This is a genomic window from Nocardia sp. NPDC050717 (assembly GCF_040654275.1).
GTDB lineage: Bacteria > Actinomycetota > Actinomycetes > Mycobacteriales > Mycobacteriaceae > Nocardia.
This window is the reverse complement of the sequence record NZ_JBFAHR010000002.1, coordinates 26,027-50,287: the sequence shown is the minus strand read 5'-3', so window position 1 is coordinate 50,287 and position 24,261 is coordinate 26,027. Positions and strand designations below refer to the sequence as shown.

The 24,261-nt window shown below is 70.7% G+C and carries 26 protein-coding genes; 13 read left to right on the top strand and 13 right to left on the bottom strand.

The features are described from left to right. From AB0H56_RS06240 to AB0H56_RS06210, 7 genes are all read left to right on the top strand, one after another. Nucleotides 1-1,560 (top strand): serine/threonine-protein kinase, encoded by a 1,560-nt coding sequence (locus tag AB0H56_RS06240; protein WP_357158050.1) that lies wholly within the window; start codon nucleotides 1-3, stop codon nucleotides 1,558-1,560. Nucleotides 1,561-1,587: 27 nt separating this feature from the next. Continuing rightward, nucleotides 1,588-3,039 (top strand): serine/threonine-protein kinase, encoded by a 1,452-nt coding sequence (locus AB0H56_RS06235; RefSeq protein WP_357158047.1) that lies wholly within the window; start codon nucleotides 1,588-1,590, stop codon nucleotides 3,037-3,039. Nucleotides 3,040-3,043: 4 nt separating this feature from the next. Then, nucleotides 3,044-4,270: a hypothetical protein gene (locus AB0H56_RS06230; RefSeq protein WP_357158044.1), complete on the top strand. Its 1,227-nt coding sequence runs from the start codon at nucleotides 3,044-3,046 to the stop codon at nucleotides 4,268-4,270. After that, entirely contained in the window at nucleotides 4,263-5,732 is a 1,470-nt protein-coding gene (locus tag AB0H56_RS06225) for a serine/threonine-protein kinase (RefSeq protein ID WP_357158041.1), read from the top strand. The genes AB0H56_RS06230 and AB0H56_RS06225 overlap by 8 nt, the downstream gene beginning before the upstream one ends. Nucleotides 5,733-5,771: 39 nt before the next feature. Beyond that, nucleotides 5,772-6,344, top strand: a complete 573-nt coding sequence (locus tag AB0H56_RS06220; protein ID WP_110041501.1) for a TetR/AcrR family transcriptional regulator — start codon at nucleotides 5,772-5,774, stop codon at nucleotides 6,342-6,344. A 73-nt stretch (nucleotides 6,345-6,417) separates the two neighbouring features. After that, the gene (locus AB0H56_RS06215; RefSeq protein WP_357158037.1) at nucleotides 6,418-7,440 is read left to right on the top strand and encodes a medium chain dehydrogenase/reductase family protein; all 1,023 of its coding nucleotides are present in this window, start codon (nucleotides 6,418-6,420) and stop codon (nucleotides 7,438-7,440) included. Between the two features lie 195 nt (nucleotides 7,441-7,635). After that, the gene (locus AB0H56_RS06210; RefSeq protein WP_357158035.1) at nucleotides 7,636-8,241 is read left to right on the top strand and encodes an ABC transporter permease; all 606 of its coding nucleotides are present in this window, start codon (nucleotides 7,636-7,638) and stop codon (nucleotides 8,239-8,241) included. A 174-nt stretch (nucleotides 8,242-8,415) separates the two neighbouring features. Here AB0H56_RS06210 and AB0H56_RS06205 read toward each other — a convergent pair whose 3' ends face one another. Next, nucleotides 8,416-8,754, bottom strand: a complete 339-nt coding sequence (locus tag AB0H56_RS06205) for an ADP-ribosylglycohydrolase family protein (protein WP_357158032.1) — start codon at nucleotides 8,752-8,754, stop codon at nucleotides 8,416-8,418. Nucleotides 8,755-8,797: 43 nt separating this feature from the next. Beyond that, entirely contained in the window at nucleotides 8,798-10,501 is a 1,704-nt protein-coding gene (locus AB0H56_RS06200) for a SulP family inorganic anion transporter (RefSeq protein WP_357158029.1), read from the bottom strand. Between the two features lie 130 nt (nucleotides 10,502-10,631). Here AB0H56_RS06200 and AB0H56_RS06195 point away from each other — a divergent pair, with 130 nt between their 5' ends. From AB0H56_RS06195 to AB0H56_RS06185, 3 genes are read left to right on the top strand one after another with little or no spacing between them, the layout of a single operon-like run. After that, nucleotides 10,632-11,213, top strand: coding sequence for a TerD family protein (locus AB0H56_RS06195; RefSeq protein ID WP_357158026.1), 582 nt, complete (start codon nucleotides 10,632-10,634; stop codon nucleotides 11,211-11,213). 53 nt (nucleotides 11,214-11,266) lie between these two features. Further along, nucleotides 11,267-11,974 (top strand): response regulator transcription factor, encoded by a 708-nt coding sequence (locus AB0H56_RS06190; protein ID WP_357158023.1) that lies wholly within the window; start codon nucleotides 11,267-11,269, stop codon nucleotides 11,972-11,974. Continuing rightward, the gene (locus AB0H56_RS06185) at nucleotides 11,961-13,355 is read left to right on the top strand and encodes a HAMP domain-containing sensor histidine kinase (RefSeq protein ID WP_357158020.1); all 1,395 of its coding nucleotides are present in this window, start codon (nucleotides 11,961-11,963) and stop codon (nucleotides 13,353-13,355) included. The genes AB0H56_RS06190 and AB0H56_RS06185 overlap by 14 nt, the downstream gene beginning before the upstream one ends. Before the next feature lie 226 nt (nucleotides 13,356-13,581). Here AB0H56_RS06185 and AB0H56_RS06180 read toward each other — a convergent pair whose 3' ends face one another. The 3 genes from AB0H56_RS06180 to AB0H56_RS06170 form a co-directional block, all read right to left on the bottom strand. Beyond that, complete coding sequence (locus AB0H56_RS06180) at nucleotides 13,582-14,250, bottom strand: MspA family porin (RefSeq protein WP_110041494.1); 669 nt, start codon at nucleotides 14,248-14,250, stop codon at nucleotides 13,582-13,584. 40 nt (nucleotides 14,251-14,290) lie between these two features. Continuing rightward, entirely contained in the window at nucleotides 14,291-14,959 is a 669-nt protein-coding gene (locus AB0H56_RS06175; protein WP_280346678.1) for an MspA family porin, read from the bottom strand. A gap of 216 nt (nucleotides 14,960-15,175) precedes the next feature. Further along, on the bottom strand, nucleotides 15,176-16,273 hold the full coding sequence (locus AB0H56_RS06170; RefSeq protein WP_357158016.1) for a winged helix DNA-binding domain-containing protein: 1,098 nt from the start codon (nucleotides 16,271-16,273) through the stop codon (nucleotides 15,176-15,178). 36 nt (nucleotides 16,274-16,309) lie between these two features. Between AB0H56_RS06170 and AB0H56_RS06165 the strand changes: the two genes are divergently transcribed. Both AB0H56_RS06165 and AB0H56_RS06160 read left to right on the top strand, forming a co-directional pair. Further along, nucleotides 16,310-17,005: a class I SAM-dependent methyltransferase gene (locus AB0H56_RS06165; protein ID WP_357158013.1), complete on the top strand. Its 696-nt coding sequence runs from the start codon at nucleotides 16,310-16,312 to the stop codon at nucleotides 17,003-17,005. Between the two features lie 87 nt (nucleotides 17,006-17,092). Further along, nucleotides 17,093-17,428, top strand: coding sequence for a hypothetical protein (locus AB0H56_RS06160; protein WP_357158010.1), 336 nt, complete (start codon nucleotides 17,093-17,095; stop codon nucleotides 17,426-17,428). A gap of 33 nt (nucleotides 17,429-17,461) precedes the next feature. Here the strand turns inward: AB0H56_RS06160 and AB0H56_RS06155 are convergent, their stop codons facing one another. After that, the gene (locus AB0H56_RS06155; protein WP_357158007.1) at nucleotides 17,462-18,499 is read right to left on the bottom strand and encodes a beta-ketoacyl-ACP synthase 3; all 1,038 of its coding nucleotides are present in this window, start codon (nucleotides 18,497-18,499) and stop codon (nucleotides 17,462-17,464) included. A gap of 90 nt (nucleotides 18,500-18,589) precedes the next feature. Between AB0H56_RS06155 and AB0H56_RS06150 the strand changes: the two genes are divergently transcribed. Further along, nucleotides 18,590-19,171, top strand: a complete 582-nt coding sequence (locus tag AB0H56_RS06150) for a TetR/AcrR family transcriptional regulator (protein ID WP_110041488.1) — start codon at nucleotides 18,590-18,592, stop codon at nucleotides 19,169-19,171. Here AB0H56_RS06150 and AB0H56_RS06145 read toward each other — a convergent pair. From AB0H56_RS06145 to AB0H56_RS06115, 7 genes are all read right to left on the bottom strand, one after another. Beyond that, nucleotides 19,146-20,072, bottom strand: a complete 927-nt coding sequence (locus AB0H56_RS06145; protein ID WP_357158003.1) for an alpha/beta hydrolase — start codon at nucleotides 20,070-20,072, stop codon at nucleotides 19,146-19,148. The two genes, AB0H56_RS06150 and AB0H56_RS06145, sit on opposite strands and share 26 nt — an antisense overlap. A 57-nt stretch (nucleotides 20,073-20,129) precedes the next feature. Next, nucleotides 20,130-20,672 (bottom strand): YaeQ family protein, encoded by a 543-nt coding sequence (locus AB0H56_RS06140; protein ID WP_280346685.1) that lies wholly within the window; start codon nucleotides 20,670-20,672, stop codon nucleotides 20,130-20,132. 20 nt (nucleotides 20,673-20,692) lie between these two features. Continuing rightward, nucleotides 20,693-21,034, bottom strand: a complete 342-nt coding sequence (locus AB0H56_RS06135) for an MmcQ/YjbR family DNA-binding protein (protein WP_357158000.1) — start codon at nucleotides 21,032-21,034, stop codon at nucleotides 20,693-20,695. Nucleotides 21,035-21,072: 38 nt separating this feature from the next. Continuing rightward, nucleotides 21,073-21,594 carry a hypothetical protein gene (locus AB0H56_RS06130; protein WP_357157997.1) on the bottom strand — a complete coding sequence of 174 codons (522 nt, stop codon included), beginning with the start codon at nucleotides 21,592-21,594 and terminating at the stop codon, nucleotides 21,073-21,075. Between the two features lie 87 nt (nucleotides 21,595-21,681). Continuing rightward, nucleotides 21,682-22,557: a metal ABC transporter permease gene (locus AB0H56_RS06125; protein WP_357157994.1), complete on the bottom strand. Its 876-nt coding sequence runs from the start codon at nucleotides 22,555-22,557 to the stop codon at nucleotides 21,682-21,684. 7 nt (nucleotides 22,558-22,564) lie between these two features. Further along, complete coding sequence (locus AB0H56_RS06120) at nucleotides 22,565-23,296, bottom strand: metal ABC transporter ATP-binding protein (protein WP_357157991.1); 732 nt, start codon at nucleotides 23,294-23,296, stop codon at nucleotides 22,565-22,567. Further along, nucleotides 23,293-24,210: a metal ABC transporter substrate-binding protein gene (locus AB0H56_RS06115; protein ID WP_357157988.1), complete on the bottom strand. Its 918-nt coding sequence runs from the start codon at nucleotides 24,208-24,210 to the stop codon at nucleotides 23,293-23,295. Before AB0H56_RS06115 ends, AB0H56_RS06120 begins: the two co-directional genes overlap by 4 nt. Nucleotides 24,211-24,261: the final 51 nt, after the last annotated feature.

The window sequence follows — 24,261 nt, the reverse complement described above, 5'->3', positions numbered from 1 at the left end:
ATGACCGGAACACTTTCCCCAGAAACGCTTTTCGCCGGGTACCGGATCGAGCGCGCGCTCGGCGCCGGCGGCATGGGCACGGTGTACGTGGCCGCGCATCCGCGACTGCCGCGCCGCGACGCGCTCAAGGTGCTGCCCGAGAACGCCGGTGCCGGTACGGAATTCCACGCGCGTTTCCTGCGTGAGGCCGAACTGACCGCGCGGCTGGACCATCCGAACATCGTCTCGGTGTACGACCGCGGCGTCGAGGACGGCCGGTTGTGGATCGCGATGGAATTCGTCGACGGCACCGACGTGGCCGCGCTGCTGCGCCGTGCGTCGGCGCTGCCGCCCGAGCAGGCCGTGCACATCGTCACCGAGACTGCCCGCGGCCTGGACGAAGCGCACCGCAACGGCCTGCTGCACCGCGACGTGAAACCGGCCAACATCCTGCTCGAACCCGTCGACGACGCACCGGATCGGGTGCTCGTGGCGGATTTCGGCATCGCCAGGGCGGCCGGTGACGGTACCGCGCTGACCGCGGTCGGAACGGTCGTGGCGACCCTGGCCTACGCCGCGCCGGAACTGCTGACCGAGCGGCGGGTGGATCACCGCGCCGATGTGTACGCCCTCGGCTGCACGCTGTTCGAACTCCTCACCGGCGCGAAGCCGTTCCCCCGCGACTCGGTCGTCGCGGTGATGCAGGCGCACCTGATGGCGCCGCCGCCGAAGGCCACCGCGATCCGGCCGGACCTGCCGACCGCGATCGACGCGGTCCTCGCGCGTGCCATGGCGAAGAATCCGGAGGAGCGCTATTCCTCCTGTGGCGCACTGGCGGCGGCCACGGCGGCGGCGTTCGGCATCGCGGTGGAGCAGACCGTGGTGGCGTCCGCTCCGCCACCGCTGCCGTCGCCCGTGGCCGCGCCGATCGCGTCACCGTCGGCCGACACCTCGGTGAACCAGCCTGCGCGACAACCGCATCGAGCGCTGCGATACGGCGCGACCGCGGCAGCGGTCCTCACCCTCGTCGCGGCGGCGACCGTCGCGGTGGTGCTCACCCGCGACCGCAGCGACCCGGCGGCCGGTCCCGCCGCACCGACCACAGCCGCCGGGGTGACCTGGGGTCGCTATTCCTTCATCGTCGACGCGTTTCCCCAGCTGCTGCCCGCCACACCGACACGCACAGGGCATCAGGGCATCCGGTGCGCCGCCATCGTCAGGGGTGAGGACGGTATCACCCGGCAAGCCGATCTCGACGTGATGCCCGACCCCATCGCCCGCATCACGTGCACCGGCGACGAGAACCCCGTTCGCGATGTCTACGTGGAGTGTTCGACGAACCGCAGCCCCTACAGCCTGGTGGACGAGCCGGGGGTCGTGATCCTCGGCGACCAGACCTGGAATCGGTCGACCGGGCGCGGCCGGATCACCTGGTCCACCCTGGCGCTCGCCAGCGGCGACATCGGCACGATCGGCATCTCCTTCGACGAACCGACCCGCAACTTCTGCATGGTGGTCGTCGGCGGCGGCAAGACGGGCCAGGACCTCTACGACCGGTGGTGGCCGAATGCGCCGTTCTGATCGGGTGGCAACAGGAGGGCAGCGCCGGTGACGGTCTCGGACGACACGGAATTCGCCGGATACCGGATCGAGCGGCGGCTCGGCGCGGGCGGCATGGGCGAGGTCTTCCTGGCCCGCCATCCCCGGCTGCCCCGCAACGACGCGTTGAAGATCCTGTCCGACCGGCACGCGGGCGACGCGGAGTTCCGCGCGCGATTCCTGCGCGAGGCCGAAGTCGCGGTGCGGCTGCAGCATCCGAATGTGGTCGCGGTGCGCGACCGCGGCGAACACGAGGATCAGCTGTGGATCGCCATGCAGTTCGTCGACGGCGGCGACGTCGCGGAGCTGCTCCGGCGCGAGGGCGCCCTCCCGGTCGAGCGCGCGCTGCGGATCCTGGCCGAAGCCGCCGACGGTCTCGACGAGATCCACCGGGTAGGCCTGCAACACCGCGACGTCAAGCCCGCGAACCTGCTGCTCACCTCCGAACCCGGCGAGCCGGACCGGGTGCTGGTCACCGACTTCGGCATCGCGCGGGCGGCCGACGGTGACGGAACCCTGTCCGAGGACGTGGGTTTCACCGCCACCCTGGCCTATGCCGCACCCGAACTGATCAGCGGCGACCCCGTCGATCACCGTGCCGACGTGTATTCGCTGGGGTGCACGCTGTACCAGCTGCTCACCGGCGAGGTTCCCTTTCCCCGCAGCAGTCCGGCCGCGGTGATGTACGCGCACCTGTCCGAGCCGCCACCGCGCCCCTCGGCCGTGCACAGCCGGGTACCCGCCGCGTTGGACGCGGTGATCGCCACCGCGCTGGCCAAGGACCCGGCGCAGCGCTATCAAAGCTGTGGAGCGCTGGCCGCGGCGGCACGCGCCGCGTGCGCGCCCGTCGCGCGACCGTCACGTCGGTCCTGGTGGCTCGCCGGTGCGGCATCCTCGGTGACAGTCGTTGTGGCAGTTGTTCTTTCGCTGACGGTCGGCTCCGACGACGATGCCGAGTCCACGATCGCCGAGCCCACCGGCGTCGCCACGAATTCCGCGGCGTGGGGCGCGGCGGCCATGGCGGCCGAGGCGCTCCCGCGCCTGCTGCCCGTCGCCCCGGCGGCCGTCGGCTACCAGGACATGCACGACTGCGTGCACGCCGACAACGACGGCAACCTGCTTCCCATGGACCAGCAGGCCGCGGTCGGTGGGGTGTCCTGCCTCGGCGACCGCGACCCCGCCGAGCTGGTGACGGTGATCTGCCGGGCCGACCGCGCCGAGATCGCCGGATACACCGCCGACATCGTCGTCGAGGGTGAGCAGCGGTGGAGCCGCGGCTCGGACACGGGCAAGGTGCGCTGGGGAACCATCACGACCACCGACGGCTTCCCGATGGGCCGACTCGACGCGATCTTCGACGATCCCGACCGCAACTTCTGCCGTCTCCGGGTCTCCGGCGGCGACTCGGGATCGGCGCTGTTGGAACGCTGGTGGCCGGACGCGCCGCTGGGGCAGAGGTAGGACGATGGTGTCGCAACGATTCCGGACCGTGCTCGCCGTCGCCGCGGCGCTGACAGTGCTGAGCGGGTGTGTCCGCCACGGCGAACCGGTGCCGCAGCAGGTCCACCTGGCCGCCCTGGACGTGGGCTCGCACGGCAGCGACCCGATGACGGCGCCGACGACCAGCAACGACAAGTACGGCCGCGTGCTCGAGTCGGTGCGCATGGGTGAGGTCATGCTCGACCCCGTCGAGGTCGATCCGACCCTGACCTACGGTGTCCAGGAACGGACCGCGCCGCTGCCGACGCCGTTGACCGCGGCGGGCATCCTCGCCGAGCGGGTGCGCGAGGCGCTCGAATCGCACGGCATGCTGGCCGGATTCGCGGTCAGCGGCAGCGATGTCAACCTGTTGGGCAAGCGGCCGGAGGTCGGCGCCTCGCGTCTGCTGACGGTGCTGCTGCTGCGTTTTCCCGATGACCGGTCGGCCCGGTTGGCCGCCAGGCAGATGAACGCGACCGATGCCGCGATCAGCCCGGACAACGTCGACGTGCGCATCGAGGGGTACCCGGGCGCGTTCGCGCACTGGCGGCCGAGCGTGCCGACCATGGCGGCCACCTATGCCCACGGCTCGTTCGTCATCAGCGCGCTGGCCGCGCACACCAGTCCGGATCAGCAGGTGCTGACGGGCACGGTGCGCAGGGTGTTCGACGCGCAGATCCCCCGGCTCGGCGATTTCCGCGGCACCCCACCGGAGGATTTCGACACCCTGCCGCTGGACCGCGACGGCATGCAGGCACGGCTGCTGCCCTTCGGGCCGGGACGATGGACCTATCCGACGGTCGTCAGCTCCGATGTCGACACCAACGCGGGCTGGTCGGCCGCGCTGTCCGTCTACGGCGTGGTCCTGGGGCCACGGGCGACCCGGCTGATGAAGCACTACGGATTCAAGGACCCGATCGAGATCGTCGCCATCAACGACTTCGATGTGCTCGAGCGGTTTCCCGACGCGGTCAGCGCGCGGAAGGTGTTCGAGCTGGAGCGGCAGAAGGTGAACCCCGCCGAGCTCATCGACAGCCCCGCCGGGGTGCCGGACGTGTATTGCACGAAGGTCCGTTCGGACCCCGCGTCGCCGCACCAGGCGGGCTGTCACGTGCTCTACGGCAGGTACACCGCCGCGCTCACCGGCTGGAGCCCGGCGAACGTTCAGCAGCGCACGGCCGCGCAATATGCCTTGCTGGTGCGCAGTGGCTAGGCGAATCCTGCCGCCGGGCACCGTCTTCGCGGGCTACCGGATCGAGCGGGTGCTCGGCAGCGGCGGCATGGGCACGGTCTATGTGGCCGCCCATCCCCGGCTCCCGCGCCGCGACGCGCTCAAGGTGCTCGCGGCGGAGTTCGGCGCCGACCCCGAGTTCCGTGCGCGTTTCGTCCGCGAGGCCGAACTCGCCGCCCAGCTCGAGCACCCCCACATCATCGGGGTCTACGACCGGGGCATCGAGGACGGTCAGCTGTGGATCGCGATGCGGTTCATCGACGGCCCCGATGCCGCCACGCTCCTGCGCGAGGGTGCGCTGACCCCGGCGCGGGTCGCGCACCTGATCACCGGCGTCGCGCGCGGGCTCGATCACGCGCATCGGGCCGGGATGCTGCACCGCGATGTCAAACCGGCCAACATCCTCGTGGAAGTGATTCCGGGACAACCGGATCGGGTCGCGGTCACCGATTTCGGCATCGCCAAGGCGGTCGCGGGCACGACGCTGACCCAGGCGGGGACGATTCTCGCGACGGTCGCCTACGCGGCCCCGGAGCAGCTGACCGGAGCGGCGGTCGATCCGCGCGCCGATGTCTACGCGCTGGGGTGCACCCTGTACGAGCTGCTGACCGGCGCGAAACCGTTCCCGCGCGCGAGCGTCGACGCGGTGATCGCGGCACACCTGACCGAACCTCCCCCGCGCCCGAGCGCCGTCGCGAACCTGCCGCGCGCGATCGACGAGGTGATCGCCCGCGCGATGGCCAAGGATCCACAGCGGCGCTACGCGAGCTGCGGTGAGCTCGCGAGCGCGGCGGCCAGGGCATTGGGAGTCGAGGCGGAATCGGTGCCGCGCGGCCGATCGAGCCGGCGCCGCGGCCTCGGCATCGCACTCGGCGCCGTGGCCGCCGTGGCGGCGCTCGCGGTGGCGGGTGTCGTCGTGCTGAACCGCGCCCCGTCCACACCGGGTGCGTCGGGACCCACCTCCTCGGCGGTGCCGCTCGATCCGAATTCCTGGGCCGCGCACCAGTGGGTGATCGACGCGTTCCCCGGCTTTCTGCCGAAGACTCAGGTGGACACTGGCTTTCAGGGCATCCTGTGCACACCCGTCGACGAGAAACTGCGCCCCATCGACGCGGGCGAAACCCGCTATTCGACCCACACGCTCGCCTGCAACGGCAACCGCGACCCGGTCTCCCGCCTGATCCTGCAGTGCGGCACCGACGAACCCGTCGAGGAGTTCAAGCCGTCATCGCGCGCGACCAAGCTCATCGGTGACGAGGACTGGCAGCGCGCGAGCGGCCGCGGACACATCCGCTGGAGCGACACGACCGATGTCGACCTCCCCGCCGGCGAGCTGCAGCTCAGCTTCGCCGACGGTCCGCGAGCGAACTGCGCGCTCACCGTCACCGGCGGCGCCTCCGGCCAGGACCTGTTCGACCGCTGGTGGCGCGACGGCCCCCTCTAGGTATTGACGCCAGAAAAGAGTGAGTGTACAGTCACTCACATGAGCAAGAGCGGAGCCACACTCTCCCGATCGGATCTCCGGCGCGACGCCGTCGTCGACGCCGCGATCGTGGAGTTCGCCCGCACGGGCTACCACGGCACGCCGATCACCACGGTGGCGGCGACCGCGCAGATCTCCCCCGCTTATGTGTTCAAGTTGTTCGAGGGCAAGGTCGCCCTGTTCGTCGCGGCGCTGGAGCGGTGCTTCGAGCAGATCGCGGCGGCGATGTCGTCCGGTGCGGCCAGGGCCGCGGCCGACGCGACGCCCGAGCAGATCCTCTACGACATGGGCGGCGCCTATGCCGAGCTGATCGGCGACAAGAACTTGCTCATGCTGCAGGTGCACGCCCTCTCGGTCGCCGATGTCCCCGAGATCAGGCAGGCGATGCGCGACGGTTTGGCCAAGGTCACCGACCTGGCCAAGCAGCGCTCCGGCGCCGAGGACGATCTGGTGCAGCGCTACATCGCCTTCGGGCAGCTGTGCCACCTGATCACCACCCTCGACCTCGACGGCGACACCAGCCCCTGGGCTCAGATCGTCACCAAGGGCATCCGCCACCCCCAACCCCGCTGACCAGCCATGCCCCGCCCGGGGCATTTTTTCGGCCCACCGAGTGATTGACCAGTCACACACTAGGAGTTACGCCATGTCCACCACCGTCACCGAAATCGTCCTGCCGGGCCGCGTCGAGCCCGACGGCCTGCTCGTCACCCGGCGCGAACTGCCGACGCCCGCGGCGGGCCAGGCCCTGGTCCGGGTCGAGGCGAGCGGCGTCTCGTTCGCCGAGCAGCAGATGCGCCGCGGCAAGTACTACGACCAGCCCGCCTTCCCGTTCGTGCCCGGCTACGACCTGGTCGGCACGATCGCCGAGGTCGGCGCCGGCGTGGACGCGGCGCTGCTCGGCACCAGGGTGGCCGCGCTGACCAAGATCGGCGGCTGGGCCAGCCACGCCGTGCTCGACGCCGCGGATCTGGTGGCGGTGCCCGCCGCGCTCGACGCCGCCGCCGCGGAGACCTTCGTGGTCAACGGGATCACCGCCTGGCAGATGCTGTTCCGCACCGCGAAAGTCGCGCCGGGGCAGACCGTTCTGGTGCACGGCGCCAACGGGGGTGTCGGCTCCACGCTCGTGCAGTTGGCGCGCGCCAACGGGATTCGCGTCCTCGGGACGGCGTCGGCGCGCAATGCCGAAGCGGTGCGAGCACTGGGCGCGACCTGGATCGATTACCGCGGCGACGTGCCGCGCCAGGTTCGGGAGCTGGCCCCCGGCGGCGTCGACGCGGTCTTCGATCATGTCGGCGGGCCCGGCATCACCGACTCATTCGCCCTGCTCGCCGAGCACGGCACCCTGGTCTCCTACGGCACCGCGGCCACCAAGAACGACGAGGGCAACTCCCGTCTGCCCGTGCTGAAACTGCTGGGCAGGCTGCTGCTCTGGAACACGTTGCCCAACAAGCGACATGCCCACTTCTTCAACCTGTGGACGGGAAAGCGCGACCTGCCCCGCTTCCGCGCCCGCATCGCCGAGGACCTCGGCAAGGTGTTCGACCTGGCCGCGCGCGGGGAACTGCGCGCCCAGGTCGCCGCCCGCGTCCCGCTCACCGAAGCCGCCCGCGCGCTGGCGCTCGCCGAGTCGAGCACCGTGGTCGGCAAGGTCGTCCTCGTCGCCTGACCCAGGCTCGACTCCGTCCTCAGCACCCTCTATCCGACACCGGCGCACGTGTCGCGCCCGACACCGACCGGCCTGGCCACCATGCCCTTCCCGAGCCGTCGCATCCCCCGAAACTTGCCGGAACCGACGTCGTGGGCCGCGACAGCGCCGACCTGATCATTGCCCCATCCACACTCGCCATCGAGGAGAACCGTGATGTCCCAGCACCTTTCCACCACCGAGTCCCGTCCGTCCGCCCTGCGCGTGCTGCTCGACAACCGTCCTTCCTATCTGAGTTTCGGGCTCGCCTGGCTGCTCGGGCACGGCGCCTACGCCCTGTCCCACGGCGCCGATCCGCTGCTGCGACTGCCGTCCGCACTGCCGAGCGTGCTGCTGATCGGCGGGCTGCTGGCGGCGATGATCGTCACCAGCGTGGTGACGATGCGGGCCCAGCGCGGCGCCACCGGGCGGGAGGCGGTGGTCGGCAATCTGCTCGCCGTGTCCTGGCTCATCGGCTTCGGCGCACTGTTCTTCGTGATCACCGCCCTGAGTTCGGCTCTGGCGCAACCGGATCTGAAGATGCTGCTGTGGCCCACCGGTTCCGGCCTCATCGTCGGCCTGCTCTACCTCGCGGGCGGCGCCGCCTACCGCGACGTCCTGCAATACGCCCTCGGCGCCTGGCTGGCCCTGACCTCCTCGGCCGCCCTGTTCCTCGACGGCGCCAGCCCCTACTGGGTCCTGGCCCTCGCCGGCGGCGGCAGCTACCTGGTCGCCGCCGCCCTGGAACCCCGCCGCCGCGCCATGGCACCCGCGCTCGCGTAGCGAACAGCCCCACGACGACGCCGCCCGCCCGTGCTCCCCGGGCGGGCGATGTCGCGTCGGTCGGCACTGCGCACACGCGTCACCACCGGCGACGTTCCCGGTGCGCAGCCGACCGCCCCGCGAGCCCCGCCGAACAACGCGCTCAGCGTTCGTACTGATCGGCGCCCGAGCCCTTCATCTGGTCCGATTCCGCGTCGAGCGCCGCGTTCGATCGCCGACGTCGACCCAGGCGGGCAGCGGTTCCCGGGCGGCGAGCCCGGCCGGCGGGACGCCCGTCGCCGTGCCGACCCCGGTGTGCGCGGCGACAATTCCCGCGGCGATGGCACAGGTGGTGTCGATATCACCATCGGCTTCGACGCAGGCGGCGATCGCGGCCTGATAGTCGTTGAGTTGTGTGGCGGCGACCCACAAGGCGAACGGCACCGTGTCCTGGGCCTGCACCCGTGACCCGTTACCCAGTTCCTGCACAACCTCCGCGAGGGGTGCGCCGAGCAAGGGTGGGGCGACCCGCATCGCGGCACCGTTGCCGCAGGACCCCTGCCCGCCGAACCACCCGTCAGGTGGCGGCCGGGTCCGGGTCCTGTGCGGCGCGGAAGGCTTCGACCGCGGTGGGCAAGGTGGGGAACAGGTGGTCGGGGCCTATTCGGGCGGTCAGGCCGAAGGCGTCGAGGTCGGTGCGCAGGTCGTGTTTGACGCGGGCCATCGCGAAAACGATGCCGCGCGCGGCCAATTCGGATCGCACCTGCTCGACGGCGTCGAGGGCGGTGAGGTCGACCTCGACGTTGGCCTCGACATTGAGGACGAACCAGCGCACGGGTTCGCCGCTGCGTTCGGCCCACCAGTCGACGGCGGCCAGCGCCCGCTCGCGGAAGTCGTCGGCGTTGGCGAAGAACAGGGGCGCGTCGTAGCGGTAGACCACCAGTCCCGGTAGGGGTTTCGCCGCCGGGTAGTCGTCCACGTCGTGCATTCCGGCCAGGTCGGGCACGAAGCCGAGCACCGCGTCGTGGCCGCGCGCGATACGGCGCAGCAGGTCGAACACCGAGAGGGCGACGGCCACCAGCACGCCGTAGAGGACGCCGAGCACCAGCACCGCGGCCGTGGTCACCAGGGCGAGCAGCAGTTCGCTGCGCCGGAACCGGCCGATCCGGCGGAACTCCCGCACATCGATCAGCCGCAGCGCCGCGTACATCACCAGCGCCCCCAGCGCGGCCGTCGGGAACTGGGCCAGTACTCCGGTCGCCCCGAACAGCACCACCAGCACCGACACCAGCGTCACCACCGCGTAGAGCTGGGTGCGCGCGCCCATCAGGTCGGCGATGGTGGTGCGGCTGCCGCTGCAGCTCACCGGGAAGCCATTGGTCAGCGCGGCCGCGACGTTCGTCGCGCCGAGCCCGGCCAGCTCGGTGTTGACCTCCACCCGCTCGCCGTGCCGCGCGGCGAAGGCCCGCGCGGTGAGCGCGTTGTCGGAGAACCCGACCACCGCGATCCCGGCCGCGGGCAGGAGCAGGGCGATCACATCCGCGACCGCGATACTCGGCAGACCGGGCACCGGCAGCCCGGCCGGTACCTCCCCGATCACCTCGATCCCGAACCGCTCCAGCGAGAACACGGCGACCGCCGCCGTCGCGGCCAGCACGGCCAGCAGCGGGCCAGGTGCCTTCGGCACCCACCTGGCCATGATCAGCAGCATCGCCAATACCGTCGCCGCCAACACCGCCGTGGCCGGGTGCCAGCCGTCCACGTTCGCGGCGAACGACCGGAGCTGCGCGGTCACCGATTCCCCCTCGACCTCGACACCGGTCACCTTGCCGAGCTGGGAGACGATCATCAACCCGGCGGTCCCCGCCAGATAGCCGACGAGCACCGGCCGCGACAGCAGATCGGCCAGCACGCCGAGCCGGGCCGCCGAGGCGAGCAGGCACAACCCACCCACCAGCAACGCGAGCAGGGCGGCCAGCGCCGCATAGCGCTGCGGATCGCCCGCCGCCAGCGGAGCCAGCGCCACCGCGGTGAGCAGCGCGGTGGTCGACTCCGGCCCCACCGACAGCTGCCGGGAGGTCGCCAACAGCACATACACCGCCAGCGGCGCGATCGTCGCCCACAACCCGACCACCGGCGGCAGCCCGGCCACCGTCGCGTAGGCCATCACCTGGGGAATGAGATAAGCGGCCACAGTGACACCCGCGACCACGTCCGACCGCAGCCACGTGCGCTGGTATCCCCGGAACTGCCGCAGCCCCGGCAATGCTCGCTCCCACACAATTCGATCATTGTGCGCCACGGCGCGGCGGTGCGGTATACATCGGCGCGCGGCGCGTGGCGGCGAACTGCACCGACCAGGCGAAATCCGTTGCGCTGCACCCAGCCCCGCGAGTCCGTAGCCTGGGATCGTGATTACGCTGAAGAAGGAAGACGGCGCGGCCGACCTCGCCGGCATCACCAAGATGAGCGTGGGGGTGAGCTGGGACCCGTCGGCCGGTTCCAGCGGGGGCCTGCTCGGCATGGCGCGGCGCAAGCGCGGCGTCGACCTGGACCTGATCGCCGTGCTCCTGCAGGGCGGCGAGCCGGTGCGCTTCGCCGGACTCGACTCCCTCGACCCGCTCGGCAACGGCGCGGTGCTGCACACCGGCGACGAGCAGACCGGCGCGGCCACCGGCGACGACGAGACCGTGCACGTCACCTTCGCCCAGATCCCCACCGGCATCGACGCCATCGTGTTCGTGGCCGCGGCGTTCAAGAAGGGCAGCTCGTTCGAGAAGGCCAACAACGTCTCGTTCAAGATCTACGACGCCACCGGCGCCGACAGCCAGCCGGTCGCCGACATCTGGCCCTCGCTGCTCGGCGCGGAGAACGCCAACGCGATCGCCCGCGCCTTCCGCAACGGCCCGGTCTGGCAGCTCGAGGTCCTCGACCGCAAGGGCAAGATCAAGCAGGGCGATCGGCAGGCGCTGCTGCGCTTCGCCATCCAGTAACCAGCGCGGATACCCGGCCCGGCTACGGTGGTTGCCGTAGCGGAGGGTATGTGATGAGCGCACAGTTGATGATCGTCGAGGACGACACCCGGGTCCGGACGTCGCTGCGGTTGGCGATGGAGGACGAGGGCTATGTCGTCGCCGAGGCCGAACGCGCCGAGGCGGCGCTGGACCAGGTACGCGACCTCGGGGCGCCCGATGTGATGATCGTCGACCTGATGCTCGGCGGCATGGACGGCTTCACCTGCATCCGGGAGGTCCGCCGCGAGCACGACGTGCCGATCATCGTGGTCAGCGCCCGCGACGACACCCACGACGTGGTGGCGGCACTGGAGGCGGGTGCCGATGATTTCGTCACCAAGCCGTTCGAGGTCAAGGAACTCACCGCGCGCATCCGCGCGCTGCGGCGGCGCACCAGGAACAGCACCGAGCGCGACGTCACCGAGTTGTTGCTCGACGCCGCGCTCGACCGGCGGCTGATCCTGTGCCCGGAGCGCGGCTCGCTGCGGCTCAACGGCGGTGAGGTGCATCTGACCCTGACCGAGTTCCGGCTGCTGTGCGAGCTCGCCCAGAACGACAGCCTGGTGCTGAGCAGGCAGGTGCTGCTGGAGAAGATCTGGGACCGCGGCTTCTTCGGCGACGAACGCATCGTCGACGTGCACGTGCGGCGGCTGCGCACCAAGATCGAACGCGATCCCGCCGATCCGCGGCTGATCGTCACCGTGCGCGGGCTCGGCTACCGGCTCGATGTCCAGGGCTGACCTGGCCCTCCCCTGGCTGTGGCGCTCGCGCGGCCTGCGCGGCCGGGTGATGGCCGCGTTCGTGCTCGGCGCGGCCCTGGTGGCGCTCGTGCTGGCCGGCTCGGTGTACGGCATCAGCACCGGCTACATGGAATCGCAGCGCGTGCGCAGCGTCGAACGCGCCGTCAAGATCCACGCCGAACTGCTGCGCCTGCGGCTCGAGCATCCCGGCGTCACCGGCGAGCAGGCGGTCGACCGGCTGCACCTGTCCACCGGCACCCTCGCGCTGCTGCACCGGGACGGGCGCTGGTCGATCGCGGGCGCCGACGACGGGCTGACGCCGGTGACGCCACCGGTCATCGATCCGAGCGTGCCCATCCCGAAGACCGCCACCAGGGTGCGGATCGGCGACGAACCGTACCTGCGGGTGTGGGCGCCGGTCGAGGACGGCGCGGTCCTCTACGAGTTCGCGCCGCTGAACGAACTCGAGTCCACCCTGCGGATGCTGCGCACGATCCTGCTCGCCTGCGCGGCGCTGTCGGTGACGGTGGCGGGTGCCGTCGGCGCGTGGGCGGCCCACCGCGCGCTGAGCCCGCTGCGGCAGGTGGCGGCCACCGCCTCGCGCATCTCCTCCGGGGAACACGAACTGCGCCTGCCGAATTCACCCGACCGGGATCTGTCGACGACGGTGGACGCCTTCAACGCCATGGTCGACGCCCTGCAGCACCGGATCGAGCGGGAGCGGCGCCTGGTCTCCGACCTCAGCCACGAACTGCGCACCCCGCTGACCACCCTCACCACCACCGCGACCGTGCTGGCCGGCTACCGCGAGGAACTGTCCGAGCGACCGAGGGCCGCGCTGGGACTGCTGGAGGAGGAGACGGCCTATCTGCGCGGCCTGCTCGACGACATGCTCGCGCTCGCCCGCGCCGAGGCGGGCATCCACCGCTCCGAGCCGGCGCCGCTGTCGCTGGCCGAACTGCTCACCCAGCTGCTGGCCAGCCGGGACGAGGCGCCGGAACTGCTCGACGTGCGTGACGCGGGGATGGTCAGGGGCAGGCGGATGGAACTCGAACGCGCGCTGGTGAATCTGCTCGGCAACGCCGACCGGCACGGCGGCGGGCTGGTCGCGGTCGTGGTCGAGCGGCAGGGCGATGACATCGCGGTGATCGTCGACGACGCGGGGCCTGGCGTGGCACCGGCCGACCGGACCAGGATCTTCGAACGCTTCGTGACCGCTTCGCGGGCGACCGGCGGCACCGGCATCGGCCTGGCCCTGGTGGCCGAGACCGTCGCCGGGCACCACGGCACCCTGCGCTGCACCGACCGTCCCGGCGGCGGCGCGCGCTTCGTGCTGACCATGCCCGCGATAGCGAACATTTGTCACACGATCGCAAAGTAACCGGCGGAGCCGTCGCAACGAAGCGTTGGGATTCTCGGTGCCGGTCACCGGATCGGGCCGGCGCGGCACCGGTTCGGAGGAGGACAACCATCGCGCGGCGACCGCGCCGCCGACGGACCAGATGTCCGGATGCCCTGGGCGACAGCCGATTCCGGTGACCACACCCCGACACGAGAGCGGGCCCGGCGCGTGTCGCGCCGGGCCCGCTCCTCGGATGTGACCGAGATCAGCCGATGCTGAAGGGCTGGCCCCACAGCGTGACCGTCGAGCTCACGTTCTCGGTCTCGACCTTGACCTTCACGAACGCGCGCGCCTGCGCGTAGCCGCCGCAGCCGGACAGGCCGATGGTGGAGTCGGCCCAGGTCACCGAGCCGCTCTTGCCCTTGAACTTGTTGTTGGTGCCGTGGTCCTCGTTGCCGTAGTCGTCGGCCTTCTCGATGTCGAGCACGTAGAACGAGGTGGCCTGGCCGGGGCCCAGGCTGAGCTCGGCGCCGCTGGAGGCGCCGACGCTCACGTCCTCGCCGTCCCAGCTGCTCTCGCCCTCGACGCCGCCCTCGACGCCGCCGCCGTCGATGTTCACCTGGCAGCCCACGACGTAGCCGGGGTAGATCTTGCCGCCCTTGGCGTTGTCACCGGCCACCTCGACCTGCGCGCTGCCCGAGACCCAGGCGTTGCGGTGCACCGGCGTCGAGCCCATCGACGGGTTGATGTTGGCCGACTCGCCGACCAGGCGCACGGTGACGGTGGTGCCGTCGGACAGGGTCTTGACGACCTCGCCGCCGGGCAGCGGGACGAAGGTGTCGGCGTTGGCCGCACCGGTGGACAGCAGGCCCAGCGTCACGGCGGCGGCACCGGCCAGCCCGGCCAGGCGGGCCGAATTCTTACGGTCGATCATGTGTGTCATCCCTCGGATCGAAGTCGGTCTCTGCGGGCGCTCAGCCGATGCTGAACGGGGCACCGTAGAGCGTGGTCTTGGAGTAGTGGTCGCCGATGATCTCCACGACGCTGTACGAGCGGGCCTGCGCGTAGCCGCCGCAGCCCTGGACCTCGATCTCGACGTCCTGGTATTCGACCGAGTAGGTGCCGGCCTTCAGGATGTCCTTCTTCTCGATCTGGACGAACTTCACCTCACCGGGGCCCAGGTCGAGGCCCACCGAGCCACCGAGGCTGCCGCCGGACAGGTCGATGCCGCCGGACAGGCCCGCGGAGATGGCGTCGTCGCCGATCGCCACCTGGCAACCGACGATGTAGCCGGTGTTGAGCTGCGAGGCGCCGTGCGTGGAGGAGTTGTTCGAGCCGGGCTTGTCGGCCGGGCCGTTGTAGGGGCCGACCTCGCCCTCCGGGGTGGCGGTGACGTCGGCGGTCACGGTGCCGGAGACCCAGGCGACGCGGCCCGCGCCGTTGGCGGCCAGCGACGGCGAGACGAGGGCGCGCTCACCGGTTCGCTTCACCGTGACACCCGGCCCGGCCCGCTCGCCGTCCGGCAGCGGAACGAACGCGTCGGCGCCCGCGGTACCGGCCACCAGGGCGCCCAGCGCGAGCACGGCCACACCGGTGCCGGCGGCACGCAGGCCACGGGTACCGCGAATACGGTTGATTCTCATACTTCCCCTCATCAGGTTCGAGCGGTCACACCTGTCGGCGCAGGCCACCCGTACGGGGGCGCGTCGACGGCTCAGCCGAGCTTTCCGCCCGCCGATGGCGCGCTGAGGACCGCGCCACGGCCCGACGATGAAGCTCGCGAGACGGGAACCTTTCGGGCTCTTTGCGGTGACGTGACAGTCATCGCAAACTGTTCGCAATATTCGCGCGCGCGACCGTCACAGAATGCGGACGCGGTCACTGTCGTTGCCGGACAAGAACATTGCCATGCGCTGGCCTTCCTCGGTGACCTCGCGCGCTTCGGCGCGGGTGAACGCGCGCAGCGGAGCGACCGTCACGACGCCGTCGTCGACGGTCCACGAGGCCGACACCCGGCCGTCGACCAGCACCACGCGGGCGCCGGCGACCGACATGCCGCGATCGGCGTCGTCGATGATCCGGCTCCGGTCGTCGTAGCCGAGGATCGCGTTGTCGAAGGCGGGCAGGAAACGCGGCGGCGCAGGGGTTTCCGGGTCGGGGCGCGGCGCGTCGGGCAGGTCGAGCAGTTCGCGGCCGCGCGCGTCGCGGAAGGTGATCAGTTCCGGGCGCACCGCGGCCACCGCGGCGGGCAGACCGGTCAGCCCGGACCAGGCGCGCAGATCGGCCGAGGCGGCGGGGCCGTAGGCGGCCAGGTAGCGCCGCACGAGGTCGGCGCCGACGGGGTCGGTGCCGTCCGGAGCCGCCGGATCGACGGTGCGGCCGAGCCACTGCTCGATCGGCACGTTGCGCACCCCGGCCTTGACCTGCCACAGCCCGCGCGGCGGCAGCTGCACGGTCGGGACAAGGGCCGCGATCACCAACTCCCCCAACGCCCTCGGGCTCGCCGCGGGCCACCGGTCGGCCAGCGCTCGCGCCGTCTCGCCCATCGAGCGCGGTTCGCCGTCGGCGAGCAGGGCACGCGCCGCGGCGGTGAGTTCGTCGACATCGACGCCGTCGAGTTCCCGCTTGTAGGTGGTGAGGACGCGCTGCCGCAGCATGCCGTCGTGCCTGGCCCGCCAGGCCAGCGCGTCCGCCGTGGCGACCAGGTGCACGGTGCGGCGCATGAGATGGGCGCGCACCACCTGCCGTCCGGTGAGCAGAGCGTCGAGCTCCTTCGGCGCGAAATCCTCGACCCGCGACCACAATCCGAGAAACGGTTCCTGCGGCTCCTGGGCCTGCACACCGCACAGGTGGGTGATCGCGTCGAGCGCCGGGATCTCGGCGCGCTCGAGCAGGAACTGGCGGGCGAGCGTCGCGCGATTGAGCGCCCTGGCGTCGAGCACGGTCGATCCACTCATCCGTCAACGATAGAGGCATGCGGAATACTGGACGACATGCCGAGCTTCGCGGACTTCGATCGCCGGAACTACCGCACGGTGGACGTGGTCACGGGCTACGACGGGTGGTCGGCGACCTACGAACAGACCGTCATGGACGAGATGGACCTGGCCCTGCTCGAGCGGCTCGACGTCGACTGGCGCCGGATCGGGCGGGCCGCCGATCTCGGCTGCGGCACCGGGCGGACCGGCGGATGGCTGCGCGCGCACGGTGTCACCGAGATCGACGGGGTGGACACCAGCTCCGGAATGCTGGCGCTGGCCGCCGAGCGCGGGGCGCACACCACGCTCGCCCTGGCCGATGTGCGCGAGAGCGGATTGCCCGGCGGCGCCTACGATCTCGTGATCTGCGCGCTGGTCGACGAACACCTGCCCGACCTGGCGCCGTTCTACGCCGAGGCGCGCAGGCTCGTCGCGCCGGGCGGCCGCTTCGTCCTGGTCAGCTATCACCCGCAGTTCATGATGGTGACGGGGATGCCGACGCACTACACGACGGGGTCCGGCGAGCCGCTGGCGATCAGCACCCATCTGCACCTGGTCGGCGACCACGTCGGCGCCGGGGTCGGCGTGGGCTTGCGGCTGAGCGAGCTGCGCGAGGCCCTGGTCGACGACACCTGGCTGACGGTGAAGCCGAAGTGGGCGCACCTGCGCGGTCAGCCGTTCACCATGGCCCAGGTCTGGACGGCGCCCTGATCGCCCCCGCGGCGAGGTTTGCGAAGATCGGTCAAGGGCTCTCGATTTCCGTGTTCCCTGGATAGTTGCTGCGTTACGGTTTCCCGCATGGACGACATCGAGTTGGATTTGCCGAGCGTCGCTTCTGCCCACAACGCAGGCCGCATTCTGGAAATCGGCGCGGTCCGCCTGCGCAACCCACTGCCCATCGACGGCGAGCGAACGCACGCCTACGTCTCGTGCGTCGACGGCACCACCCTGCGCCTGCCGGACTCCCTGCAGAACTGGGCCATGCAGACCCTCGCCGCGAACTACGACCTACGCTCCACCGGCCTACCCTCCCTCTTCCCGTGCCGCTTCGAATTCGGCATCCGCGACGGCGCGGCGTACGCGATCCCCGTCAGGGACAACAAGTCCCAGCGCACGCCGCAGCCCACCGCCTGAGCCCGTTTCGATCCCGCGCCGATCGCCTGAGTCTCAGGCGATCGGGGGCAGATGCACGACCTGGCCCGCGTAGGCCAGGCCCGCGCCGAACCCGAGCAGCAGGGCCGTGTCGCCGGGCTGCGCGCCGCCGGAGCGGATCAGCTGCTCCATGGCCATGGGGATGGAGGCGGCGCTGGTGTTGCCGGTTTCGATGATGTCGCGGGCGACGGCGACCGTGTCCGGCAGGCCGAGGGTGCGGATCAGGGCGTCGGTGATGCGGATGTTGGCCTGGTGCGGGACGAAGGCGTCGAGATCGCTCGCGGCGACACCCGCGCGATCGAGCGCGTCGCGGCACGCCTTCTCCAGGAACGTCACGGCCCAGCGGAACACCTCGGTGCCATTCATCCTGATGTACGGGCGCACCGACGTGCCGCCACTGGCCTCCGCGGCGGCGACCTCGGCGAAGTATTCCTGAAAATCCTTGTCCTGCTTGATCGCCGAGGTGCGGCTGCCGTCCGAACCCCAGGCGACCGGGCCGATCCCCTCCTGCTCGGCCGCGCCGACGACCACCGCCCCCGCACCGTCGGCGAAGATGAACGCGCAGCTGCGATCGGTGGTGTCGAGCAGGTCCGAGAGCCGCTCCACCCCGATCACCAGCACGTTCCTGGCCTGGCCTGAACGCACCAGATTCGCCGCGTCGGCCAGCGCGTAACAGAACCCCGCGCAGCCTGCGGACACGTCGTAGGCGGCGGTGTCGTGCATGCCGAGCTCGGTGGCGACCACCGCGCCCGCCGAGGGCCCGAGGACCATCTGCGAGGACGTGGCGAGCACGACCACGTCGACCTCCGCGGCGTCGAGGCCCGCCGCCGTGAGCGCGTCGCGCGCCGCGGCGACGCTCATGCCGACGATGGTCTCGTCGGGTTCGGCCCAGTGCCGGGCGGCGATGCCGGAACGGGTCCGGATCCACTCGTCCGAGGAATCGATGGCGTCGACGATCTCCGCGTTGGGCACGACCCGGCGCGGGCGGTACACGCCCAGGCCGAGAATTCCCGTATGGGTGACCGGAACTGCGGTGGCGATGGGGGTGGGCATGGCATCCTCTCCAAATGAACCGATCGGTTCACGCTGGATCAGGTTTAACATGGACCGATCGGTTCAATCAAGGGTTTGGGAGGAAATCGGATGGCGGCCGGACCACGCGCCCGACTGATCGAACACACCATCAGTACCGTTCAGGAGCACGGTGTCCACGCCGCCGCGCTGAGCGAACTCCTCAAACGCAGCAACACCTCGCGCAATTCGCTGTACCAGCACTTCCCCTCCGGCAAGGGCGAGCTGGTGCAGACGGCGGCCCGCATCGTGTCGCGACTGGTGTACTCGCACGTCAGCGCCATGGCCGACGCGCTGCAGACCGCGCCGTCAGCCCAGCACTGGCTCACCGAGCTGTTCGCCTTCTGGCGCATCCCGCTGGAGAAGTCCGACTACCGCGCCGGCTCGTTCATGATGGCCGCGGCCCTGGACGAACTCGACCCGGCCGTGCAGTCGATCGCCGGTCAGGCCTTCGCCGAATGGACCGCGCGGCTGGCCGACGGGCTGGTCGCCGCGGGGATCGAGCGGGCCAGCGCCGTCTCCATCGCCGGTTTCCTGCTCACCACGATCGAGGGGACGATCGTGCACAGCCGGGCGCTCAAATCGGCCCACCCGTTCGACCAGGCCGTCACCCAGCTGACCATCCTGCTCAACCACCACCTCGCCCAGCGCTGAGCCGGGCGAGATCACCGCGCAGGGTGGTGACGATGTGGCGCCGGGCGGCCTCGCCCTCCCGGCTCGGCGTCAGCGGGTAGACGTGCACGAGGTCGTGGCCCTCGTGGAAATCGATGTCGACGCCCGCAGCCCGCGCCTTGCCGAGCAGCAGCCTGGCATCGGGGTTGAGGATGTCGCGGGTACCGGTGAACAGGGTGATCGGGCCGAGGCCGGTGAAGTCGCCGAACAGCGGACTCACCATCGGATCCTTCATCGGCAATTCACCGCTCCACAGTTCGCCGAACACCAGTCCACCCGGCTTGCCGAGCCAGGGGTCGCGCGGCTGCACCAGCTCGATCTGCGGGTTCTCGAGGGTGAGGTCGAGCGCGGGGGCGATGAGCACGATCCGCGGCGGGTTCGGCCGTCCGGTGTCGCGCAGATGCAGGCCGGTGGACAGGGCGATCTGGCCGCCCGCCGAGTCGCCGGCGAGGAAGGTCGGACCACAGCGCTCGCTGCTCGCCGACACAAGCTCCGCCACCCGGGGAATCACCGTCGCGGCGGTACCGGTGGGGATGAGCGGGTAGATCGGCACCGTGACCGTGAGGCCGACCTGCGCCGCGAGCCTGGCCGCGAGATGCCAATGCTGCGAAGCGATCTCACCGACCCAGCCGCCGCCGTGGGCGTAGACCAGCCCGCCGCGCGACACCCCGTCGGCCGGGGTGAGGGTGTAGACCGGCCAGCCGTCCACCTCGGCGACGGTGACCTCGACACCGCGCAGGCGCCGCGGCGGCGCGTAGGACAGCGGTCGCAGGCTGCGCTCGCGGACCCGCGCCCGCGCGGCATCCGCGTCGACATAGGCACTGTTGGCGCGGGTGAGCCGCAGGTATCGCGGGATCACCACCCGGCTCATCACACTTGTCACCCGTTCCTCCGCTCGTCGCTGCCAGGGTAACCCTCTCGCCCAGGGTCTTTCCGCGACTCAGGCCAGCGGCTGTTCGGTGATCTCCGAGCGCAGGCTCGTGCCGTTGAGGTCGAGGTAGAGCACGCCCTCGGTGACCGAAAGGGTGGCGGTGTTGCGGCGGTCGATCAGCGCGACAGCCGCGTCGACGAAGGCGCGGTCGAAGCTGTAGAGCGGGATCGACTCGGCGTTGTGGATCTTCTTGCCCGCGTACTGGGCCAGCACCTTGGCCGGGTCGCGATGGGTGTAGACCGCCGCGCGGCCTGCCAGCTTGCTGCCCCGGTGCACACGCTCGGCGTCGGGGGCGCCGACCTCGATCCAGGCCGTGGTCCGGCCGGTGAGGTCGCGGATCTGGACGGCGGGTTCGTCGGTGGCCGAGATGCCGCCGTCGCTGAACGCGATGCCCTCCTCGTACTGCAGGCAGTAGGCGAGGATGCGGGTGAGCATGTACTCGAGGGTCTCCGAGGGATGGCGGGCGACCCGCAGTTCGAGGTCCTCGTAGACGCCGCGATCGACGTCGGCGAGCTGGACGGCGAAGTGGTGCAGGGTTGCGCTGAGTGCCATAGGAGCTCCGAGCCTACCGGTCAGCTCCCGGCGTCCTCCAGCAGCGCCCGGGGTGCGGCCAGCCGCCAGGAGTCGGTGACGATCGCGGCCAGTTCCTCGCGGTCGTCGAGCGCGGCCAGGCGCACCCGCACCCACGGATTGCCCGCCTCGTGGTCGGCGATCCAGAACTTCGCGGGCTCGGCGAGCACCAGTTCGTCGCGATCGATGATCGGGCAGCGCACCGCCATCGAGGTCTCCTCTTCGGGCAGCGTCAGGAACAGCTTGCCCGCGACCTTGAAAATGGGCATGCCCCAAGCGAATTGCTCGACCGTCTCGGGCAGCGAGGCGACGACCGCACGAACATCCTCCCCAGTGACCTCCATGGCTTCATCCTGCCAGCCGGGACCGACAGGAAGCGAGGTCACCCTTCGGCGAGCAGGGTCTTCCAGCCCGCCCCGAGCGGACCGGCGAGCGGACGCAGCAGCGCCGGGACCCGGGTGGTGTGGTTGCGGAAGGCGAGCGGCTCCGGGGTGTCCTCGACCCGGAACCATTCCTTGGCCGCAGGCCGGTCGAGCAGCACGATCACCGCCACCGACACCACGACGGCGGGCAGGGTCAGCACGCCGAAGGCCCCGACCAGCACGACCAGCGCCGCCGCGTACCAGCCCGCCGCGTGCGCGTAGCGCGAGCGCGCGGAGAACCCGAGCGTGAGCAGGGCGAGCAGCAGAGCCGCGACGGCGGTGAGCGGGGCGATCCCCAGGTAGCCCGGCAGCGGCGTGTCCGCGGGCAACAGCGCCGTGGCCGCCACCGTGACCACGGCGAGCACCACGCAGTAGACGGCCTGCCACGCCGCCAGCTGCACGGCGCGCCGCACCGGGCGCGGGCGACCGTCCGGCGCGTCCGCCGACAACGCGGCGGCATCGACTATCCCGAGACCGAGCATCCGAGACGACCTTTCACGCACGACTGAAACACGTTCCAGTGACATCGTGCGGCGCGGACGGCCGTCGCGGCGCGTTTTCGCCGAAATTCAGCTCGCGACAGGATCTTTCGCCCTGGCGCGCGCCGCGGAGAGCCTGCGCCCGATGATGCCGTGCCGGGGCGCGAACAGGTACACCAGCGTGAACGCGACGCCCTGGGTCACCACGACCATGCCGCCTGCCGCGGTGTCGAGGTGGTAGCTGACGTAGAGCCCCGTCACCGCGCAGACCACCGAGACCGTCGGCGCGATCAGCAGCATGCGGGAGAACCGGTCGGTCAGCAGATACGCCGTCGCGCCCGGAATGATCAGCATCGCGACGACCAGCACCACGCCCACCGCCTGCAACGCCACCACCGAGGTGAGCGCGAGCAGCGCCAGCAACGCGGTGCCGAGGACACGCGGATTCAGGCCGATGGCGTGGGCGTGGGTCGCGTCGAAGGCGTAGAGCGTGAAGTCGCGGCGCTTGAGCACCAGTGCCGTGAGCACGATCGCGGCCAGGATCATGATCTGGACCATCTCGCCACGGCCCACCCCGAGCAGGTTGCCGAACACGATGTGGTTGAGGTCGGTCTGGCTCGGCGTCACCGACACCAGGACCAGGCCGAACGCGAACAGCGTGGTGAACACGATGCCGATCGCCGCGTCCTCCTTCACCCTGCTGGTGTCGCGCACGACGCCGATCAGCGCGACCGCGAGGAAACCGAAGATCACCGCGCCGACGGCGAAGGGCCAGCCGACGATGTAGGCCAGCACCACGCCGGGCAGCACGGCATGGGAGACGGCGTCACCCATCAGCGACCAGCCGATCAGCACCAGCCAGCACGAGAGCACCGCGCACACCACGGCCGCGGTGACCGTGGTCGCGAGCGCGCGCACCATGAACTCGTAGCGCAGCGGGTCGAGGAAGAACTCTTCGAGACTCATCGTGTCCTCACTCGTCCACGTCCAGGCCGAAGGCCTTGGCCAGGTTCTCCGGGCGCAACACCACCTCGGGATCGCCGTGCTCGAGCACCCTGCGGTTGAGCAGCACCGCCTCGTCGGCCAGCTGCGGCAGGGCGTGCAGATCGTGCGTGGAGACCAGGATGGTGGCGCCGTCGGCGGCCAGGTCGCGCAGCAATCGGGTGATGGTCGCCTCCGAACGCTTGTCGACGCCGGCGAACGGCTCGTCGAGCAGCAGGATCGTGGCCTCTTGGGCGATGCCGCGGGCCACGAACGCGCGCTTCTTCTGGCCGCCGGAGAGCTGACCGATCTGGCGGTCGGCGAGGTCGGTGAGGTCCACCCTGGCCAGCGCGTCGGCCACCGCGGCGCGGTCGGCCCTGCTCGCCCTGCGGGTGAAGCCCATCTTCCCGTAGCGGCCGGTCAGCACGACATCGCGGACCGAGAGCGGGAAGCTCCAGTCCACGTCCTCCGATTGCGGCACGTAGCCGAGGCTGCCCGCCTTGCGCGCGGCGGCGGGCGCACGGCCGTTGATCAGCACGCGGCCGCGATCAGGGGTGACCAGACCCATGACGGTCTTGAACAGCGTCGACTTACCGGAGCCGTTCATCCCGATCAGGCCGCAGACCCGGCCGGATTTCAGGGTCAGTTCGACGTTGTCGAGGGCGAGGACGTCACCGTAGTGGACGGTCACGTCCTGGATCTCGACCACGGGCGCGGTGGTCATCGCGGAGCCCCGGCCAGCGCGGTGGCGATGGTGGTCGCGTCGTGGCGGATCAGGTCGAGGTAGGTCGGCACCGGGCCGTCGGCCTCCGACAGCGAGTCCACGTAGAGGACACCGCCGAAACGCGAGCCGGTGGCCTCGACCACCCGTTGCATGGGCGCGTCGGAGACCGTCGACTCGCAGAACACCGCGGGCACGCCACGCTGGCGGACGAAATCGATGGTGGCGCCGATCTGCTGCGGGGTGGCCTGCTGCTCGGCGTTGACCGGCCAGATGTACTTCTCGGTGAGCCCGGCGTCGCGGGCCAAGTAGGAGAACGCACCCTCGCAGGTCACCAGGGCCCGCTGGTCGGCGGGCAGCGTGTTCACGGCGGCGACCAGGTCGTCGCGGACCGCGCCGAGCTGGGTCTTGTAGGCGGTTCCGTTGGCGCGGTAGGCCTCGGCGTGCTCGGGATCGAGGTCGCTGAACGCGCGGATCATGTTGTCGACGTAGATCTGCGCGTTCACCGGCGACATCCAGGCGTGCGGGTTGGGCTTGCCGCGGTAGGCGTCCTCGCTGATGTCCATCGGCGCGACGCCCTCGCTGACCACCGCGTGCGGGACATCGAGATCGGCGACGAACTGGGCGAACCACGCCTCCAGGTTGAGACCGTTGTCCAGGATCAGATCGGCCTTGGCGGCCTTCTTGATGTCGCCCGGCGTCGGCTCGTAACCGTGGATCTCGGCGCCCGCCTTGGTGATCGACTCGACCCGCAGGTGCTCCCCCGCGACATTGCGCGCCATGTCGGCGAGCACGGTGAAGGTGGTGAGCACCACCTTCTTTCCGTCGTCCTCGGCGGCGACGCCCCCACAGGCGGTGAGCGCGACCGCCAGAACACTCAGCACAGCCGCGGCGGCGACCCGAAACCCAACCTTCATTCCAGAATTATATTGTTCGGGCAACCGAACTTTCAAGTTCAGGGCCAGGAA

Coding starts and splice junctions, on each gene's coding strand:
- AB0H56_RS06240 (WP_357158050.1), top strand. CDS start 1: ATGACCGGAACACTTTCCCCAGAAACGCTTTTCGCCGGGTACCGGATC.
- AB0H56_RS06230 (WP_357158044.1), top strand. CDS start 3,044: ATGGTGTCGCAACGATTCCGGACCGTGCTCGCCGTCGCCGCGGCGCTG.
- AB0H56_RS06220 (WP_110041501.1), top strand. CDS start 5,772: ATGAGCAAGAGCGGAGCCACACTCTCCCGATCGGATCTCCGGCGCGAC.
- AB0H56_RS06215 (WP_357158037.1), top strand. CDS start 6,418: ATGTCCACCACCGTCACCGAAATCGTCCTGCCGGGCCGCGTCGAGCCC.
- AB0H56_RS06210 (WP_357158035.1), top strand. CDS start 7,636: ATGTCCCAGCACCTTTCCACCACCGAGTCCCGTCCGTCCGCCCTGCGC.
- AB0H56_RS06205 (WP_357158032.1), bottom strand. CDS start 8,754: ATGCGGGTCGCCCCACCCTTGCTCGGCGCACCCCTCGCGGAGGTTGTG.
- AB0H56_RS06190 (WP_357158023.1), top strand. CDS start 11,267: ATGAGCGCACAGTTGATGATCGTCGAGGACGACACCCGGGTCCGGACG.
- AB0H56_RS06185 (WP_357158020.1), top strand. CDS start 11,961: ATGTCCAGGGCTGACCTGGCCCTCCCCTGGCTGTGGCGCTCGCGCGGC.
- AB0H56_RS06180 (WP_110041494.1), bottom strand. CDS start 14,250: ATGATCGACCGTAAGAATTCGGCCCGCCTGGCCGGGCTGGCCGGTGCC.
- AB0H56_RS06175 (WP_280346678.1), bottom strand. CDS start 14,959: ATGAGAATCAACCGTATTCGCGGTACCCGTGGCCTGCGTGCCGCCGGC.
- AB0H56_RS06170 (WP_357158016.1), bottom strand. CDS start 16,273: ATGAGTGGATCGACCGTGCTCGACGCCAGGGCGCTCAATCGCGCGACG.
- AB0H56_RS06165 (WP_357158013.1), top strand. CDS start 16,310: ATGCCGAGCTTCGCGGACTTCGATCGCCGGAACTACCGCACGGTGGAC.
- AB0H56_RS06160 (WP_357158010.1), top strand. CDS start 17,093: ATGGACGACATCGAGTTGGATTTGCCGAGCGTCGCTTCTGCCCACAAC.
- AB0H56_RS06155 (WP_357158007.1), bottom strand. CDS start 18,499: ATGCCCACCCCCATCGCCACCGCAGTTCCGGTCACCCATACGGGAATT.
- AB0H56_RS06150 (WP_110041488.1), top strand. CDS start 18,590: ATGGCGGCCGGACCACGCGCCCGACTGATCGAACACACCATCAGTACC.
- AB0H56_RS06140 (WP_280346685.1), bottom strand. CDS start 20,672: ATGGCACTCAGCGCAACCCTGCACCACTTCGCCGTCCAGCTCGCCGAC.
- AB0H56_RS06135 (WP_357158000.1), bottom strand. CDS start 21,034: ATGGAGGTCACTGGGGAGGATGTTCGTGCGGTCGTCGCCTCGCTGCCC.
- AB0H56_RS06130 (WP_357157997.1), bottom strand. CDS start 21,594: ATGCTCGGTCTCGGGATAGTCGATGCCGCCGCGTTGTCGGCGGACGCG.
- AB0H56_RS06125 (WP_357157994.1), bottom strand. CDS start 22,557: ATGAGTCTCGAAGAGTTCTTCCTCGACCCGCTGCGCTACGAGTTCATG.
- AB0H56_RS06120 (WP_357157991.1), bottom strand. CDS start 23,296: ATGACCACCGCGCCCGTGGTCGAGATCCAGGACGTGACCGTCCACTAC.
- AB0H56_RS06115 (WP_357157988.1), bottom strand. CDS start 24,210: ATGAAGGTTGGGTTTCGGGTCGCCGCCGCGGCTGTGCTGAGTGTTCTG.